Source organism: Streptomyces sp. RKAG337 (assembly GCF_023701715.1).
Taxonomy (GTDB): Bacteria; Actinomycetota; Actinomycetes; order Streptomycetales; family Streptomycetaceae; genus Actinacidiphila.
On sequence record NZ_JAJOZA010000001.1, the window covers coordinates 478,143 to 493,214 of the forward strand.

10 protein-coding genes are annotated in these 15,072 nt (G+C 73.2%); 3 read left to right on the forward strand and 7 right to left on the reverse strand.

The window, feature by feature from the left end:
- Positions 1–27: 27 nt before the first annotated feature.
- The 4 genes from LNW73_RS02095 to LNW73_RS02110 form a co-directional block, all read right to left on the reverse strand.
- On the reverse strand, positions 28–1,041 hold the full coding sequence (locus LNW73_RS02095; RefSeq protein ID WP_250988615.1) for an alpha/beta hydrolase: 1,014 nt from the start codon (positions 1,039–1,041) through the stop codon (positions 28–30).
- Entirely contained in the window at positions 1,041–5,468 is a 4,428-nt protein-coding gene (locus LNW73_RS02100; protein ID WP_250988616.1) for a type I polyketide synthase, read from the reverse strand. The genes LNW73_RS02095 and LNW73_RS02100 overlap by 1 nt, the downstream gene beginning before the upstream one ends.
- Positions 5,461–7,236 carry a fatty acyl-AMP ligase gene (locus LNW73_RS02105; protein ID WP_250988617.1) on the reverse strand — a complete coding sequence of 592 codons (1,776 nt, stop codon included), beginning with the start codon at positions 7,234–7,236 and terminating at the stop codon, positions 5,461–5,463. The genes LNW73_RS02100 and LNW73_RS02105 overlap by 8 nt, the downstream gene beginning before the upstream one ends.
- A 98-nt stretch (positions 7,237–7,334) precedes the next feature.
- Entirely contained in the window at positions 7,335–8,882 is a 1,548-nt protein-coding gene (locus LNW73_RS02110) for an acyl-CoA carboxylase subunit beta (protein WP_250988618.1), read from the reverse strand.
- A 228-nt stretch (positions 8,883–9,110) separates the two neighbouring features.
- Here LNW73_RS02110 and LNW73_RS02115 point away from each other — a divergent pair, with 228 nt between their 5' ends.
- The 3 genes from LNW73_RS02115 (at position 9,111) to LNW73_RS02125 (ending at position 12,771) form a co-directional block, all read left to right on the forward strand.
- Positions 9,111–10,547, forward strand: coding sequence for an MFS transporter (locus LNW73_RS02115; RefSeq protein WP_250988619.1), 1,437 nt, complete (start codon positions 9,111–9,113; stop codon positions 10,545–10,547).
- A 106-nt stretch (positions 10,548–10,653) separates the two neighbouring features.
- Positions 10,654–11,844 (forward strand): PucR family transcriptional regulator, encoded by a 1,191-nt coding sequence (locus tag LNW73_RS02120; protein ID WP_250988620.1) that lies wholly within the window; start codon positions 10,654–10,656, stop codon positions 11,842–11,844.
- Between the two features lie 177 nt (positions 11,845–12,021).
- Positions 12,022–12,771 (forward strand): DUF4232 domain-containing protein, encoded by a 750-nt coding sequence (locus LNW73_RS02125; RefSeq protein WP_250988621.1) that lies wholly within the window; start codon positions 12,022–12,024, stop codon positions 12,769–12,771.
- Between the two features lie 48 nt (positions 12,772–12,819).
- Here LNW73_RS02125 and LNW73_RS02130 read toward each other — a convergent pair whose 3' ends face one another.
- Genes LNW73_RS02130 through LNW73_RS02140 form a run of 3 tightly spaced genes read right to left on the reverse strand, consistent with a single transcriptional unit; the run spans position 12,820 to position 15,066 of the window.
- The gene (locus LNW73_RS02130) at positions 12,820–13,680 is read right to left on the reverse strand and encodes an ABC transporter permease (RefSeq protein WP_250979001.1); all 861 of its coding nucleotides are present in this window, start codon (positions 13,678–13,680) and stop codon (positions 12,820–12,822) included.
- Complete coding sequence (locus LNW73_RS02135) at positions 13,640–14,614, reverse strand: ATP-binding cassette domain-containing protein (RefSeq protein WP_250988622.1); 975 nt, start codon at positions 14,612–14,614, stop codon at positions 13,640–13,642. Before LNW73_RS02135 ends, LNW73_RS02130 begins: the two co-directional genes overlap by 41 nt.
- Positions 14,611–15,066, reverse strand: coding sequence for a MarR family winged helix-turn-helix transcriptional regulator (locus tag LNW73_RS02140; protein WP_250988623.1), 456 nt, complete (start codon positions 15,064–15,066; stop codon positions 14,611–14,613). Before LNW73_RS02140 ends, LNW73_RS02135 begins: the two co-directional genes overlap by 4 nt.
- Positions 15,067–15,072 lie beyond the last annotated feature (6 nt).

The window sequence follows — 15,072 nt, forward strand, 5'->3', positions numbered from 1 at the left end:
CGGGATCCGGGTCGGGCGGTCAGCCGTTCACAGCCCCAGGGCCTGCGAGAGGAGCGGCCAGGACGTCTTGTACTCGTTGCGCCAGTAGGTCCAGCTGTGGGTGCCGCCGAGGTAGAAGTGGGTCTGGGCGGGGATGCCGAGCTGCTGCAGCCGGGCGGCGAAGCTCTGGGAGGCGGGCCACAGGGTGGTCTCCAGGGCCTCGGCGCTCAGCTCCCCGTTCCCGCCGACGACACCGGTGCCGGAGGACAGGTAGAGGCTGGTGCCGGTCAGCTTCGATGCCAGGGCGTAGGGGTTCTGGGCGTTCCACAGCGGGCTCTGGAAGATCGGGGAGCCCCACAGCGCCCACGGGAGAAGCCCTTCACGGCCTACGATCGCCTCGACGATGATCGGCATGCCCGGCATCGTCGTGTGCAGGACACCGCTGTACGAGGCCGCCGCCTTGAACGTTCCGGGGTGCCGGGCGGCGAACGCGATCGCGCCCCAACCCCCGGTGGACACCCCGCCGATGGCCCGTGTCGTCCCGGCCCGGTAGTTCTGCTGCAGCAGCTGCATCAACTCCGTGACCTGGAAGGTCTCGTAGTCCGGAGCACCCGAGCCGAAGTTCCACCAGCTGCTGGGGATACCGGTGGGCCCCGACGACGGCATGGCGACGATGACCTCCTTGTCCGCGGTGAACTGCTCGATGTCGGTCTCGCGGGTCCACGAGGTGTAGTCGTCGTGCGCGCCCTGGAGCAGATAGAGCACCGGCCAGGTGCGGGTGGCCTGGGCGGACCAGTCGGCGGGCAGCAGCAGCCGGGTCGCGACGGTGCCGCGGATCGCCGGGGAGTTGATCTGCAGATCGACGGTGCGGCCGTCGATCCAGTTCTCGGAGACGATGCCGGCCCCGTCCAGGGCGGTGCGGGCCGGAGCGGCCACCGTCGTGGAGGCAGCGGCGGCGGGGGCGAGAGCGGTGGGGCCGAGGGTCAGCGCGGCGGTCGCCGCGAGCATGGCCGCTCCGGTGACGGCGGCGCGGGACGTACGGCGACGGCGCTGTGTGTGCATCAGATCCCTCTTGTCGTGGGTGGGTTGAGATCGCGGGTGAGCAGCGCGGCGAGGTCGTCGACCGCGGGCGGATCGAGCAGGGAGAGGTGGTCTCCCTCGATCGGCGCGACGGAGAGGTCGGTGCAGGTCCCGTCCCAGCCGAGCGCCTCGTCGGTACGGGTGTAGCGCGCGTCCTGGACGGTGTGCGGCGCACTCCGTGTGGCGCGGTAGAGCAGCGTCCGGCCGGCGTACGGGCGCGGTGTGTGCCGTTCCCCGCTGCGCAGGTCCAGATACGAGGTCCGCTGGTGTTCCAGCACGGCCGCTGGCAGATCCGCCGCCTGCTCCAGGGCCTTGACGACCAGCTCGATCTGTCCGGCGTCGTCGAGCGTCGCGAGTTCGTCGTAGGGCAGCGGCAGCGGGCTGCCGTAGGTGCGCTCGACGTACGCGGCGAAGTCCGCGAAGCGGCGGCGGGCCTTCTCCGGAGGCGACAGCTCGGGGGCAGGCAGCGGCAGCACGCTGTCGATCAGGATCAGCGCGGGCACGGTTCCGTCGCCGTCGCCGACCAGCAGCCGTGCCGTCTCCTGGGCCACCACCCCGCCGTAGGACCAGCCGCCGAGCAGCCACGGCCCGCGCGGGCAGGTCTCGCGGACGACCCGCGCGTACGCCGCCGCCCGCTCGTGCACGGTGTCGGGTCCGGGCAGCCGCTCCAGTCCGTAGCAGGGTTGATCGTCGCCGAGTCGCTGGGCGAGGGCGCGGTAGACGGCGGTGGAGCCGCCCGCGGGATGGATCAGGAAGAGCGGCGGCCGGCTCCCGCCGGCCCGCAGGACGCGGAGCGGACCGCTGACCGGTGCCTCCAGACGCGGGCGCAGCAGACCGGCGACGGCGGCGACGGTGGAGGGCCCGGTCAGCAGGTCACTCGCCGGCACCTCCCAACCGGCGCGCTCCGACAGCTCCCGGGCCAGCTCCGCCAACCGCTCCCGGGGCAGCTCCCGCAGGCCGAGGTCGTCCTCGGCGCCGGGCGGCCGGCCGCCGGCGACGCTCTGCCAGGCCCGGGAGACCAGCCGCTCGGCGGCGTCCCGGGGAAGCACACCCGTGAAGGTGGGGGTCGTACTGTCGTCGACCGACTCCGTCAGCCACGCGGCGAGCGCGGCGACGGTGCCGTTGCGCAGCAGCACGCGCGGCTCGACGACCGTGCCGAAGTCGCGCTGGACGGCGGCCAGGATGCGGGTGGCCATGAGGGAGTCGAGGCCGAGTTCGGTGAGCGGCGTGCCGGGGTCGATGTGTTCCGGCGCGTATCCCATGACCTGGGCGACATGCTCCCGCAGCCGGTCGATGACGGTCCGGGGCCGGTCCGCCGGCTGGGCGGTGCCGGGCGTCGGCAGCGGTACCGGATCGGGCTCCTGCCGCTGTGCCGCCAGCCGCCCCTTCACCCAGTAGGGACGGTGCCGCCAGCCCGCGCTCGGTACGTCGACGATCCGGCCGCCCCCGTGCAGCGCCCCGGGGTCGACGGCCACGCCGCGGACCAGCTGCGCCGCCAGGCTGTGCCGGAACGAGAAGGCGTCGTCGGTGTTCCGGCGCAGGGTCGGGAACAGCGCGGCGTCCCCGGCACCCGAAACGGCACCCGAGGCGGCATCCGGAGCGGCATCCGCGGCGCTCAGCGTCTCGGCGAGCGGATGCAGTTGCGTGGGGTGCGGGGAGACCTCGACGAACAGCCGGTGCCCGTCCGCCGCCGCGGCGGCGACCGCCTGCGCGAAGCGCACGGGTCGGCGCAGCCCGGCCACCCAGTACCCCGTGTCGAAGACCGGCAGTTCGCGGGGCGAGTCCAGGACGGTGCTGTAGAAGGGAACGCCGGGCGGCAGGTGCGTCACCTCGCCGAGTTCTCCGGCCAGCGGGCCGAGCAGCGGGTCGACCTGCGGGGAGTGACCGGCAGCGGCGACCCCCAGCGATCGGGCGAGCCCGCCGTCCCGCTCCACCCGTCGGATCAGCCCGCCGATGTCGTCCGCCGTGCCGGTGACGACGCTCTGGCCGGGCGAGGAGTGCACGGCGACCAGCAGACTGGGCCACGTTCCGGTGTGCGCCCGTACCTGCGCGGCGGAGAGTTCCACCACGGCCATCGCCCCGCCCGACAGCCCGTCCAGCAGTCGGGAGCGGGTCGCGATGACGCGGGCCCCGGTCCCGGCGTCGAGCGCACCGGCGACCACGGCGGCGGCGACCTCGCCCATCGAGTGGCCGATGACGGCCGCCGGTTCGATCCCGTACGCGCGCCAGAGCCCGGCCAGGGCGACCTGGAGCCCGTACAGCACCGGTTGGACGACCGACGGGGACGACAGCTCCGCGTCCGGTGCCAGTCGCGCGCGCAGCGAGAGGCCCGCGTGCTCGAGCAGCAGGGGTTCCAGCCGGTCCACCGCCTCGGCGAACGCGGGTTCCGCCGCGAGCAGTCGGCGGGCCATGCCCGGCCACTGGGAGCCGTAGCCGGAGAACACCCAGACGGGGCTGGCGGTTTCGGTGGCCGGGCCGCCGGTGACGACCGCCGGATGGGGCCGGCCCTCGGCGAGGCAGGCGAACGCCGCCGCGGCGGCCTCGATGCTGCCCGCGACCACGGCCGCGCGGTACCGGCCGCGGCCGGTGCGGCCGTGCAGCGTTCGGGCGACGTCCTCGATCCTGACCCCACGGGCCGCGGGCGACGCGAGCCAGCGGCTCAGCCCCGCCGCGTCCTCGCGCAGCCGAGCGGCGGAGAGGGCGTCCAGGACGGTGATGGCCGGCGCTCCCCCGGGCGTCGGCGCCTTCCTCGGCGCGGGCCGGTACTCCTCCAGCACGACATGCGCGTTGGTGCCGCCGAACCCGAAGGCGGAGACGCCCGCGGTGGCCCGGCCCGAGTAACGCGGCCAGGGCTCCGGGGAGTCGACGACCCGCAGACCCAGCGCGTCGAAGTCGATGAGCGGGTTGGGGGTGCCGAAGTTGAGGTGCGCCGGGAGTTCGTCGTGGTGCAGCGCCAGCACCGTCTTGACCAGCCCGGTGATGCCGGCCGCGGCCTCCAGATGGCCGACGTTGGTCTTCGCCGAGCCGATGAGCAGCGGTTGGTCGGGTTCGCGGCCCCGGCCCAGCACCGCCCCCAGGGCGTGTGCCTCGATCGGGTCGCCGAGCGCGGTGCCGGTACCGTGCGCCTCGACGTAGTCGAGTTCGGTGCCCGCACCGGCGTGAGCCTGCTCCAGCAGGGCGCGCTGGGCCTCGGGGTTGGGGGCCAGCAGCCCGTTGGAGCGGCCGTCGGAGTTGACGGCGGTCGACCGGATGACGGCGAGGACGCGGTTCCCGTCCCGCTCGGCGTCCGCCAGCCGCCGGAGGACGACGACCGCGCAGCCCTCGCCGCGCACCATGCCGTCGGCCGCGGCGTCGAAGGTCTTGCACCGTCCGTCGGGCGCGAGCGCCCCCGCGCGCTGGAAGGCCAGGGTCAGCGCGGGCGACAGCAGCAGGTTCACACCGCCGGCGAGGGCCGTGTCGGTCTCACCGGACACCAGGCTGCGGACGGCGTGGTGCACGGCGACCAGCGACGAGGAGCAGGCGGTGTCCAGGGCGAGGCTGGGACCGCGCAGGTCCAGCGCGTACGAGAGGCGGTTCGCGGCGATGCTCAGGGCGGCGCCCGGCGGGGTCCACGCGTCGACCGCGTCCAGATCGGCGGTGGTGAGCTGGGCGTACTCGTTGCCGCTGATCCCGATGAACACGCCGGTGCGGGTCCCGGCCAGGCCGGGCGCGGGGACGGCGGCGTGGTCGAGGCTCTCCCGGGCCACTTCCAGCAGCAGCCGCTGCTGCGGGTCCATGAGGGTGGCCTCGTGCGGCGAGATGCCGAAGAACTCGGCGTCGAACCCCGCGACATCGGACAGGAACGCGCCATGCCGGCTGATGCCCTCGGGCGGCGCGCCGTCGGGGAGGAACGGGGCCCACCGCCCGTCGGGAAGCGTGCCCACGGCGTTGCCGCCGCCGCTGAGCAGCTCCCAGAAGCCGGCCGGGGAGGTGATGCCGCCCGGGAGCCGGCAGCCGATGCCGACGACGGCGACGGCGACGGCGACGGCGACGGCGACCGCACTCGACGCGCCGCCCGTCGGCTGTGCCGGGGCGGCACGCGGACTCGGCGCCGGGAGGCCGGCCTTCTCCTCGTCTCCGACCGAGTCTCCGACCGAGTCCCCGACCGCGGCTTCGACCACCGACAGCAGCCGACCCAGCGTCGGCGCCTCCCACAGCAGGGTCGCGGGCAGGTGAACGGCGGTGAGCGCGCGCAGTTCGGCGGTGAGGGCGATGGCGTCCCGTGAAGTGATGCCGAGTTCCGCGAACGGCCGGTCGTCGTCGATGCCGGCCGGGTCGAGCCCGTACCACTCGGAGAGCCGCGAGACGATCGCGCGGCGGAGTTCCCCGGCGATGCCGGACTCCCCCGCGCCACCGGCGCCGTCACTCACCTGCCGCCGCCTCCCCCTCGTACTCGCCCGCCAGATAGCGCTCGCGGCAGGCGGAGCGGGAGACCTTCCCGCTGGAGGTGCGCGGCACCGCGCCGGGCGGTACGAGGAGCAGCCGGGCCAGCCGTACCCCGTGCCGGGCGGAGACCCGGGCGCGGGCGGCGCGCTCCGCCGCCGCGCACAACTCGGCGGTGACGTCGAGGTCTCGGGCGTGCTCGGCGACGGCGACCACCTCGTCGGGCCGGCCGTCGCCGGTCACGGTGAACAGGGCGAGCCGGTCGCGCCGTACGCAGTCCAGCGAGGACTGGACGGTCTCCTCCAGGTCCTGCGGGTAATGGTTGCGGCCGTCCACGATCAGCAGGTCCTTCAGCCGCCCGGTGACCTGGAGCCGGCCCTCGTACAGCGCCCCGAGGTCGCCGGTACGCAGCCAGTCGCCCCGTTCACCGGGGATCCGGGAGGCGAAGGACGCCTGCGAGCGGCCGGTCCGCTTCCAGTAGCCCAGGCCGATGTTGGGGCCGCGCAACCGGATCTCACCGATCCGGTCCTCGGGCAGCACCAGGCCCGTCACCGGGTCCGTGATGCGCAGCTCCTGTCCCACCGGGGTTCCGCAGCCGACGAGTACGGTCGCCAGGGCGTCGTCGTCCGCGCACGGCCGGATGTGCCCCGCCGCGAGTGACTCGCGGTCGCAGACCAGCGTCCGGGGCAGGTCCGCCGGTGGTTCCGTGGTGACGAAGACGGTGGCCTCGGCCAAACCGTACGAGGGGCAGTGCGCCTCCGGCGCCAGTCCGGTGTGGGCGAAGGCGCGCTGGAAGCGTTCCACCGTGCCCTGCCGTACGGGTTCACTGCCGTTGATCATGACGCGGACGCGGTCGAGCCGCAGGGGCGCCGCCTGTTCCTCGTCGATGCGGGTGGCGCAGTAGTCGTAGGCGAAGTTGGGGGCGGCGCTGATGGTGCCCGGGTACGCGCCGAGCAGCCGCAGCCAGCGCACTGGCTGTTCCAGGAAGGAGGCCGGGTCCATCAGGACCGAGGACATGCCGGCCAGTACGGGCGCGGCGATGCTCAGCACCAGGCCCATGTCGTGGAAGAGCGGCAGCCAGCCGACGCTGGTGCTGCCGTCCGCCGTCACGCCGAACGCGACGACGGCCTGCCGGGCGTTGGCGACGACGTTGCCGTGGCTGATCATCACGCCTGCGGGGACCCGGGTGGAGCCCGAGGTGTACTGGAGGTAGGCGATGTCGTCCAGCTCGGGTACCGGCAACGGCCGGTCCGGATCGGGGGACGCGTCGGTGAGCGGGCCCGCACCGGCCGGCCGGTCGATGCGGACGACCGGGAGGTGCGGGATCCCGTGCTCGGCGGCGAACGCCGCGATGGCGGGGGCGGTCGGGGTGTCGGTCACGATGCAGGACGGTTCGCAGTCGTCGAGCACGGCGGCGAGCCGGCCCGCGTGCCCCGGCAGGTCCGGGCTGAACAGCGGGACGGCGATCACTCCCGCGTAGAGGCAGCCGAGGAAGGCCGCCACGTAGCCCAGGCCCTGGGGCAGCATCAGCGCGGCCCGCTCGCCGGGGCCCACGTCGGCCCGCAGCCGCCAGGCGATCGTGCGGGCCTGCTGGTCGAGCCGTTTCCAGGTCAGGCTGCGGTGCCGGCCCGGTGAGTCCGGGGTGGGGAAGTCGACGAAGGTGAAGGCCCGCTGGGCGCCGCGCTCGGTGGACCAGCGGCGCAGGGACTCGGTCAGCGGGGACTCGGTCGGCGGGAGAGGGCGGGCGGGGGGCATGGGACTCCAGAGGGGTGGGGGCGCGAGGGGGGCCGCTCTCGGAGGAGATGGTTCCGTGGGACCGGTGGGGGGATCCGCGGTACCGGGGGACGGGTCGTTCAGAGGGGGATGTTGCCGTGCTGGCGCTGCGGTGCGGGCCGGTATTTTCCGTGCAGCGACCGCAGTCCGCGGACGATCCGGCCGCGGGTCTCGTGCGGGAGGATGACGGCGTCGAGGTAGCCGCGCTCCGCGGCCAGGTACGGGGTGGCGTACTCGTTCTCGTACTCGGCGGTGAGCTGTTTGCGCAGCAGCTCCGGGTCCTCGGCGTCGCGCAGTTCCTTGCGGTGCAGGACGGCGACCGCGCCCTGCGCTCCCATGACGGCGATCTGCGCGGTCGGCCAGGCCAGGTTGAGATCGGCGCCGAGGTGCTTGGACCCCATGACGGCGTAGCCGCCGCCGTAGGCCTTGCGGACGACGACGGTGATGGCGGGCACGGTGGCCTCGGCGTACGCGTACAGCAGCTTGGCGCCCCGGCGGACGATGCCCTCGTGCTCCAGCCGCACGCCGGAGAGGTAGCCGGGCACGTCCACGAACGAGAGGATCGGGATGCCGAAGGCGTCGCAGAACCGCACGAACCTGGCGGCCTTCTCGGAGGCGTTGATGTCCAGGGCGCCGGCGGAGTGCAGCGGCTGGTTGGCGACGATGCCCACCGACGAGCCCTCGACCCGGCCGAAGGCGCAGATGATGTTCGGCGCGAACAGTTCCTGGATCTCCAGCAGTTCGCCGTCGTCCACGACGCGCCGCAGGATCTCCCGCATGTCGTAGGCGTGCCCGAGGTTGGCGGGGACGATCTCGTCGAGCTCCCGGTCCGTCGCGGTGATGCCGGGGTCGGAGTGCTGCCGGTAGCGCGGTGGTGCCTCACGGTTGTTGGCGGGCAGGTAGGAGAGCAGCCCGCGCACGAAGTCGAAGGCGTCCGCCTCGTCGTGGGCGAGGTAGTGGGCGGTGCCGTTGACGGCGGAGCTGGTGCGGGCGCCGCCCAGTTCCTCGGCCGTGGTCTCCTCCCCCGTCACCGAGTGGATGACGTCGGGGCCGGTGACGAACATGTGGGAGATGTCCTGCACCATGACGGTGAAGTCGGTGAGCGCCGGCGAGTACGCGGCGCCGCCCGCGCACGGGCCGAGGATCATGGACAGTTGGGGGATCACCCCGGAGACCATGACGTTGCGGTGGACGAGTTCCGCGTAGTGGGCGAGGGCGACGACCCCCTCCTGGATGCGCGCGCCGCCCGAGTCGTTGAGGCCGATCACGGGGCAGCCGACCTTCAGCGCGTGGTCCATGATCTTGAGGACCTTCTCGCCGAAGGCCTCCCCCATGCTTCCGCCGAACACGGTGGCGTCCTGCGCGAACACCGCGACCGGGCGGTCGTCGACGGTGCCGTGGCCGGTGACGACCCCGTCGCCGTCGGGGCGGGAGGCGTCCATGCCGTAGGCGGTGCAGCGGTGCCGGACGAAGGCGTCGGTCTCGGTGAAGGAGCCGGGGTCGAGCAGCAGGTCGATGCGCTCCCGTGCGGTGAGCCGGCCGCGGCTGTGCTGGCGCTCCACGGCCGCTGGTGAGCCTCCTCGCAGAACCTGGGCGCGACGGGACTCGAACTCGGCGAAACGGGTCATGCGCGGCTCTCCTTCCCGGAGGGGGGATCCGGAATTCTGGAGCGTCATGGGGGCAACAGGTTCCGCTTCCGGGTGCCGGGCCACTAGAGCGGGGGGTGACAGCCACCCGTCCGCCTTCTGTCACTCCGATGACAAGCCGAACGGCGGGTGCGGTGGTTAGGGTCGGACGGCCCCGAGCACAGGACCCGCCAGGTCCGGTTGCCCCTGACCCCGGGAGAGGAGCCGCCGGTGGACCGGGTCAGGACGCTGCCGATCATGCTGGGGATCGCGGTGACCGGGTTCATCACGACGCTGGACAACACCGTCGTCAACGTCGCACTGCCCTCCGTGCAACGGGCGTTGGGCCTCGATCTGCCGGATCTGGAGTGGGTGGGCACCAGTTACGTACTGAGCTTCGGCGCGCTGCTGCTGGCCGGCGGCCGGCTCGCCGACCTGCTGTCCTGCCGCCCGGTGCTGATCGCGGGGCTGACGGTCTTCACGGCCGCCTCGGTGGCGGGCGGCCTCGCGGCGAACGGCCCGACACTGATCGCGGCCAGGACCGTGCAGGGCGCCGGGGCCGCGCTGGTGATCCCCGCGACGCTGGCGGTGATCACCGGCCACCTGCCCGCGGCGCGCCGTTCGCTCGCGGTCGGGCTGTGGACCGGGGCGCTGGCGGTCGCCCTGGCCCTGGGGCCGGTGCTCGGCGGTTTCATCACCGAGCGCTGGGGCTGGCGGTGGGTGTTCTTCCTGAACGTGCCCTTCGGCGTCCTGGGGCTGCTGCTGGCCGGCGCGGTACCGGCGGGCGTACGCCGCCCGGGCCCGTCCGCGCTGCGCCGACTCGACGGGCCCGGGGTCGTGTTGTCGAGTGCGGCGCTGTATCTGCTGGCCTACGGACTGCTGGAGGGCGGGGCACACGGGTTCACCCGCTGGCCGGTGCCCCAGTGTCTGTTCGCGGCGGCGCTGACGGGCCGGTTGTTCGTGGCCCTGGAGATCCGCAGGGCGGCGCCGCTGCTCGAACTGGGCCTCTTCCGGGACCGTCTCCTCAGCGGCGGCACGGCCGCGCAGGTGCTCTGGGGCATCGGCGTCAACGGCGTGTTCTTCTTCACCACGCTGTATCTGCAGCAGGTGCTCGGGTTCTCCGCGACCAGGGCCGGTCTAGCCTTCCTGCCGCTGGCGCTCGCGCTGCTGGCGCTGACGCCGTTCGCGGAACGGCTCTGCGCGGCCTGGGGCGCGCACCGGGTGATCGCGGCCGGACTGGTGCTGGTGGCGTGGGGGCTGGTGCAGGTGTCCGCGACCGGTCTGCGGACGAGCTGGCTCGGCCTGCAGCCGGGGCTGTTGCTGATCGGCGCGGGCTCCGCCCTCACCACACCGCTGACGGTCCGCTCCCTCGCGTCGGTGCCGGCCTCCCACAACGGCATGGCGTCCGGGGTGGTCAGCGCGGCCCGGGAGATCTCCGGGGTCTTCGGCATCGCCCTGGTCGGCGTTGTCCTGACGCACACCCGGAGCGCGGAACTCGCCGCCGGTTCCGATCCGCGTACCGCGTTCCTCCACGGCTACGCGTCCGGCCTGCGACTCGCGGCCGGCTGTGTGCTGTGCGGCGCCCTGGTAACGTTCCTCGCCCTCCGCCGGCGGACACCGGCTGTGCCGGAAGGCCACCTCGTCGGGGACTCGTTGTCACTCAAGTGACAAGACATCAGAATCTGATGCTCCGTCAGGCACCGTGGCGGGCAGCGACGTCCGGGGAGTACCGTCGCAAGCAATCGAACCAATAAGCGGAAGGAACTCCGCCACGGTGCGACAGACCCAAGAACTGGCAGATGAGCCGTTCAGCCGGATCCCCCCGGAGCTCGCCCACCATCTCCGGCCCTTCCTCGACGCGATCCGGAAGGAGGTGGTCGCAGCCATCCAGGCCGAGATTCCCGAGTACGACCGCCCGACGAACGACACCTACACGAAAACCATCCACACCGGCGTGGAATTAGGTCTGAACCTCCTGCTGGACCGCCTCTCCACCCCGGGCATCAGCGCGCAGGAAGTCATCAACATCTACCGCGGCATCGGCCGCGGCGAGGCCAGGGAGGGCCGCAGCCTCGACTCCTTCCAGGGCGCGCTCCGCATCGGCGCCCGGATCTCCTGGCGCCGCATCGTCAGCCTCGCCGACGCCGACGTCCTGCCGCGTGAGGTCCTCGGCCTGCTGGGCGAGGCCGCGCTGGTCCATATCGACGAGATCGCCACGGCCACCTCCGCCGGGTACGCCGAGGCCCAGTTACATCTGGCGGGTGAGCTGCAACGCCGCCGGCTGCGGCTGTTCGACATGCTGATCGCCGAACAGCCCCCCACCGAGGAGGCCATCCGCGATCTCGCCCACGCCGCTCACTGGCCGGTCCCCACCTCCCTCGCCGTGGTCGTCGTGGACCACCACTGGGAACGCGACACCCTCTACCCGATCCTGCCGCCGGACTTCCTGGCCCGCTTCGACCAGCGGCCCGGCTGCATCGTCGTCCCCGACCCGGGCGGTCCCGGGCGCACCCGCGCCGTCGACTCGGCGCTGCACGGCCACCGCGCCGCACTCGGCCCCACCGTCCAACTGACCGAGGGCGCCCGGTCGCTGCGCTGGGCGATGGACGCGCTGACCCTGGCACGGCGCGACGTCCTGCCGGGCGACGAGGTCGTGCGCTGCTCCGAGAACCTCGCCACCATGCTGCTCTTCCAGGACGAGGCCCTGGTGGACGCCCTCGCCGAACGCCATCTCGGCCCGCTGGAACGGATGCGCCCGCCGTACCGGGCCCGCCTCGCCGACACCCTGCTCTGCTGGCTGCAGTGCAGCCGCAACGCCAACGAGGTGGCCGCCCGGCTCGGCATCCACCCGCAGACCGTCCGCTACCGGCTGCGCCAGCTCGACGAACTGTTCGGCGACCGGCTCCAGGACCCCGACGCCCGCTTCGAGATGGAACTGGCCCTGCGCGTCCAGCAGTTGCGCTGAGCGTTCCGCGTTGCCGGCCCGGTACGGAACAGCCGCTTCCGGCCGACCCGCGCCCTGACCGGTACGGCGATCCCGCGGCCGGTGGCGGTCCGCTGGAACCGTGGCCCGGGTTCCGCGCGTGAACGCACAGAGATCGTCGCGCCACCGCACGCAGAGAGTCGGGTACCCATGACCGCCATGCTGAATCGCCTGCCCCGCCACGGGGCCGCGATACTCGCCATCGCCGCACTGAGCACCGGCGCCGTCGCGTGCCAGACCTCGGCGGACGGCGCGCGATCCAGCGGACGCCCCAACCACGCCCCGAGCACCCCGGCCCCCGTCCCGACCACGGGCGCTCCGAAGGCGACCCCCTCCGCCGGGAGCGGCAGCGCCACCGACGGCGCCAAGAGCAGCGGCAACGATGCGACCGGCGGACCCCCGTCGTCCGACGGCGGCCTGCCGAACGCCGATACGTCCACCTCCGGTACGTCCACGGTCGTCGATCTCGCGTCCATCGCCCGCTGCCACACCGGCGACCTCAAGGCGGGCTTCGCCGCCGGCGGCGGCGCGGCCCCGGACATGAGCTCGACGGGCCAGACCCGGGCCTCGGTCTATTTCACCAACATCAGCCGCCACACCTGTTCGCTCATCGGCTTCCCCGGTGTCGACATCGTCGGCGACCGCGCGACCGACGGCACCTGGTCACTGATCCGCTCCTCGACGACGCCCACCAAGATCCTGCTCAAGCCCTCGGACACCACGAACTTCTCCATCACCATCCTCCCCACGACCGCCCCCGCCGCCGAGTCCTTCCAGCCGGCCCTGGTCCGCATCACGCCACCGGACGAGAAGACCCAGTTCGCGCTGAAGTGGCCCTGGGGCGGCTCGATCGTCCGCCAGGACGGCGCCACCCACCCGGGCACCTTCGTGAACCCCGTGGGCTCCTGACCCCTCGCTGCCGCCCGGGCGATGAACGCGCCGCGTCAGCCGTCGCGGTCAGCGGGCGAGGCGGCCCAGGAGGGACGAGGCCGCCGCGATGCCCAGGGCCGCGGCGACGATCAGGACGCCGTAGTCGAGGAGCAGGTGGGACGGGGTGCCGAGGAGGAGCCCGCGGAGCGCGTCGACCTGGTAGCTGAGGGGGTTGACCTTGCTGATCACCTGGAGCCAGCCCGGCATGATCGCCACCGGGTAGAGGGCGCTGGAGCCGAAGAAGAGCGGCATCGTGATGGCCTGGCCGATGCCCATCAGCCGGTCGCGGGTGAGCACGATGCCCGCGATGGTCATCGACAGGCAGGAGAAGAAGGCCGAGCCGAGGACCACCGCCACGGCCACCCCGAGCAGGCGCAGCGGGTTCCAGGTCATCGCCACCCCGAGCAGGGCGGCGATGACGATCACCACGACCGCCTGGATCAGCGCCTTCACCCCGGCCGCGAACGCCTTGCCGGTGATGAGGGCGGATCGCGGGGTCGGGGTGACGAGCAGTTTGGTGAGGATCCCGGCGTCGCGTTCCCAGATGATCATGATCCCGTAGAAGATCGCGATGAACATCGCGGACTGGGCGATGATGCCGGGCGCCAGGTAGTCGATGTAGGGGATGCCGCCGGTCGGGATGGCCTTGATCCGGGTGAACGTCTCACCGAAGATCAGCAGCCACAGGGCGGGCTGGATGGCCCGGGTGTACAGCTCGGTGCGGTCGTGACGCAGCTTCTGCAGTTCGACCACGCACATCGCGCCGACCCTGGCGGGCAGCACCCGCCAGCCGGTGCGGGCGCGCGGTGGGACCAGCAGCAGGTCCAGCCGGCCGGGGAGCGCGCTCTCAGCCGACACGGGACGCGGTGCGGCGGGTGCTGCGGACATCGCGGAAGTCTCCTCCCTGCTCGTCGAGGCCGCTGCCGGCGACGTCCCGGAAGACGTCCTCCAGCGTCGGCGCCGCGTCGCCGCCGCCGGATGCCCGGCGGCGGTCCCGCAGATCGGACCTGAGCTCGTCGGCCGTGCCGAGCGCGCGGATCCGGCCGCGGTGCATGAGAGCGACGCGGTCGCAGTACTGGTCGGCCTCGTCCATGTAGTGCGTGGTCACCAGGACGGTCATGCCCGTGGCGGCCCGTACCGCGTTGATGTGCTCCCACACGCTGGTGCGGGCGATCGGGTCGAGGCCGATCGTCGGCTCGTCAAGCATCAGCAGCCGCGGCGCGCTGACCAGGGCCTGGGCGAGTTCGAGGCGGCGGATCATGCCACCGGAGTACGTCTTGGCCAGTCGGTCGGCCGCGTCGGTGAGGTCGACCGCCGCCAGCGCCTGCCCGACGCGGGCGGCCCGTTCGCGGCGGGACACGTCGAAGACCCGGGCGAAGAGCGCCACGTTCTCACGGCCCGTCAGCCCGGAGTCGGCGGACAGCTGTTGGGGAACGTAGCCCAGCAGCCGGCGCACCGCCATCCGCTCCTTGGCGACGTCGTGCCCGAAGACCCGCACCATGCCGCCCGGTACCGGCAGCAGGGTGGTGATGCAGCGGATGGCGGTGGTCTTGCCGGCGCCGTTCGGACCGAGCAGCCCGAAGACTTCTCCTGCGCGGACCGACAGGTCGAGGCCGTCGACGGCCTTCGTCTCGCCGAAGGCGTACTCCAGCCCGCTGCAGGTGACGGCGTCGGGTTCGGCGGGACCGGGAGCGGGCGCCGCCCGATCCACGGCCGCCCGATCCACGGCCGCCCGATCCACGGCCGCCCGATCCACGGCCTCCTGATCCGCTGTCTCCCGATCCACGGCCTCCTGGCCGGCGGTTCCGGAATCGACGGTCATGTCCCCTCCGCTTCCTCGTGCAGGTTCTGGGCGAGTCTGCGCAGCGCCGGCAGCGCCGCCTCCAGTGCCGCCCGGTCGGCCGCGTCGAGCTGCGCCACCTGCTCGCGCACCAGCGCGTCGCGCCGGGACTTCCAGTCGCGCAGCCGCGTTCTGGCCGCGGGAGTGATCTGCAGCAGTGCCGAGCGGCGGTCGTCCGGGTCGGTCTCGCGGAGCAGATAGCCGTCCCGGACCAGCTGGTTGACGAGCGTGGAGACCGAATTGCCCGCGAGATAGAGCTCCTTGGCCGCGGCCGACACCCGGATGCCGGGACGGGCCGCGACCAGTTGCAGGAGTTCGACCTGCGCGCCGCGCAGCCGTGGGACGGTCAGCCCGCCGCGCAGCCGCCGCCGGATCAGCCGCTGCACACCGGCCAGCGCGTCCGCGAGGGCGTCGGGGAACTCCGCTGCGGTCATAGCGCA

Bases quoted from the DNA above. Each gene is read 5' to 3' on its own strand.
- LNW73_RS02140 (WP_250988623.1), bottom strand. From the start codon at position 15,066: ATGACCGCAGCGGAGTTCCCCGACGCCCTCGCGGACGCGCTGGCCGGT.
- LNW73_RS02135 (WP_250988622.1), bottom strand. From the start codon at position 14,614: ATGACCGTCGATTCCGGAACCGCCGGCCAGGAGGCCGTGGATCGGGAG.
- LNW73_RS02125 (WP_250988621.1), top strand. From the start codon at position 12,022: ATGCTGAATCGCCTGCCCCGCCACGGGGCCGCGATACTCGCCATCGCC.
- LNW73_RS02130 (WP_250979001.1), bottom strand. From the start codon at position 13,680: ATGTCCGCAGCACCCGCCGCACCGCGTCCCGTGTCGGCTGAGAGCGCG.
- LNW73_RS02105 (WP_250988617.1), bottom strand. From the start codon at position 7,236: ATGCCCCCCGCCCGCCCTCTCCCGCCGACCGAGTCCCCGCTGACCGAG.
- LNW73_RS02095 (WP_250988615.1), bottom strand. From the start codon at position 1,041: ATGCACACACAGCGCCGTCGCCGTACGTCCCGCGCCGCCGTCACCGGA.
- LNW73_RS02110 (WP_250988618.1), bottom strand. From the start codon at position 8,882: ATGACCCGTTTCGCCGAGTTCGAGTCCCGTCGCGCCCAGGTTCTGCGA.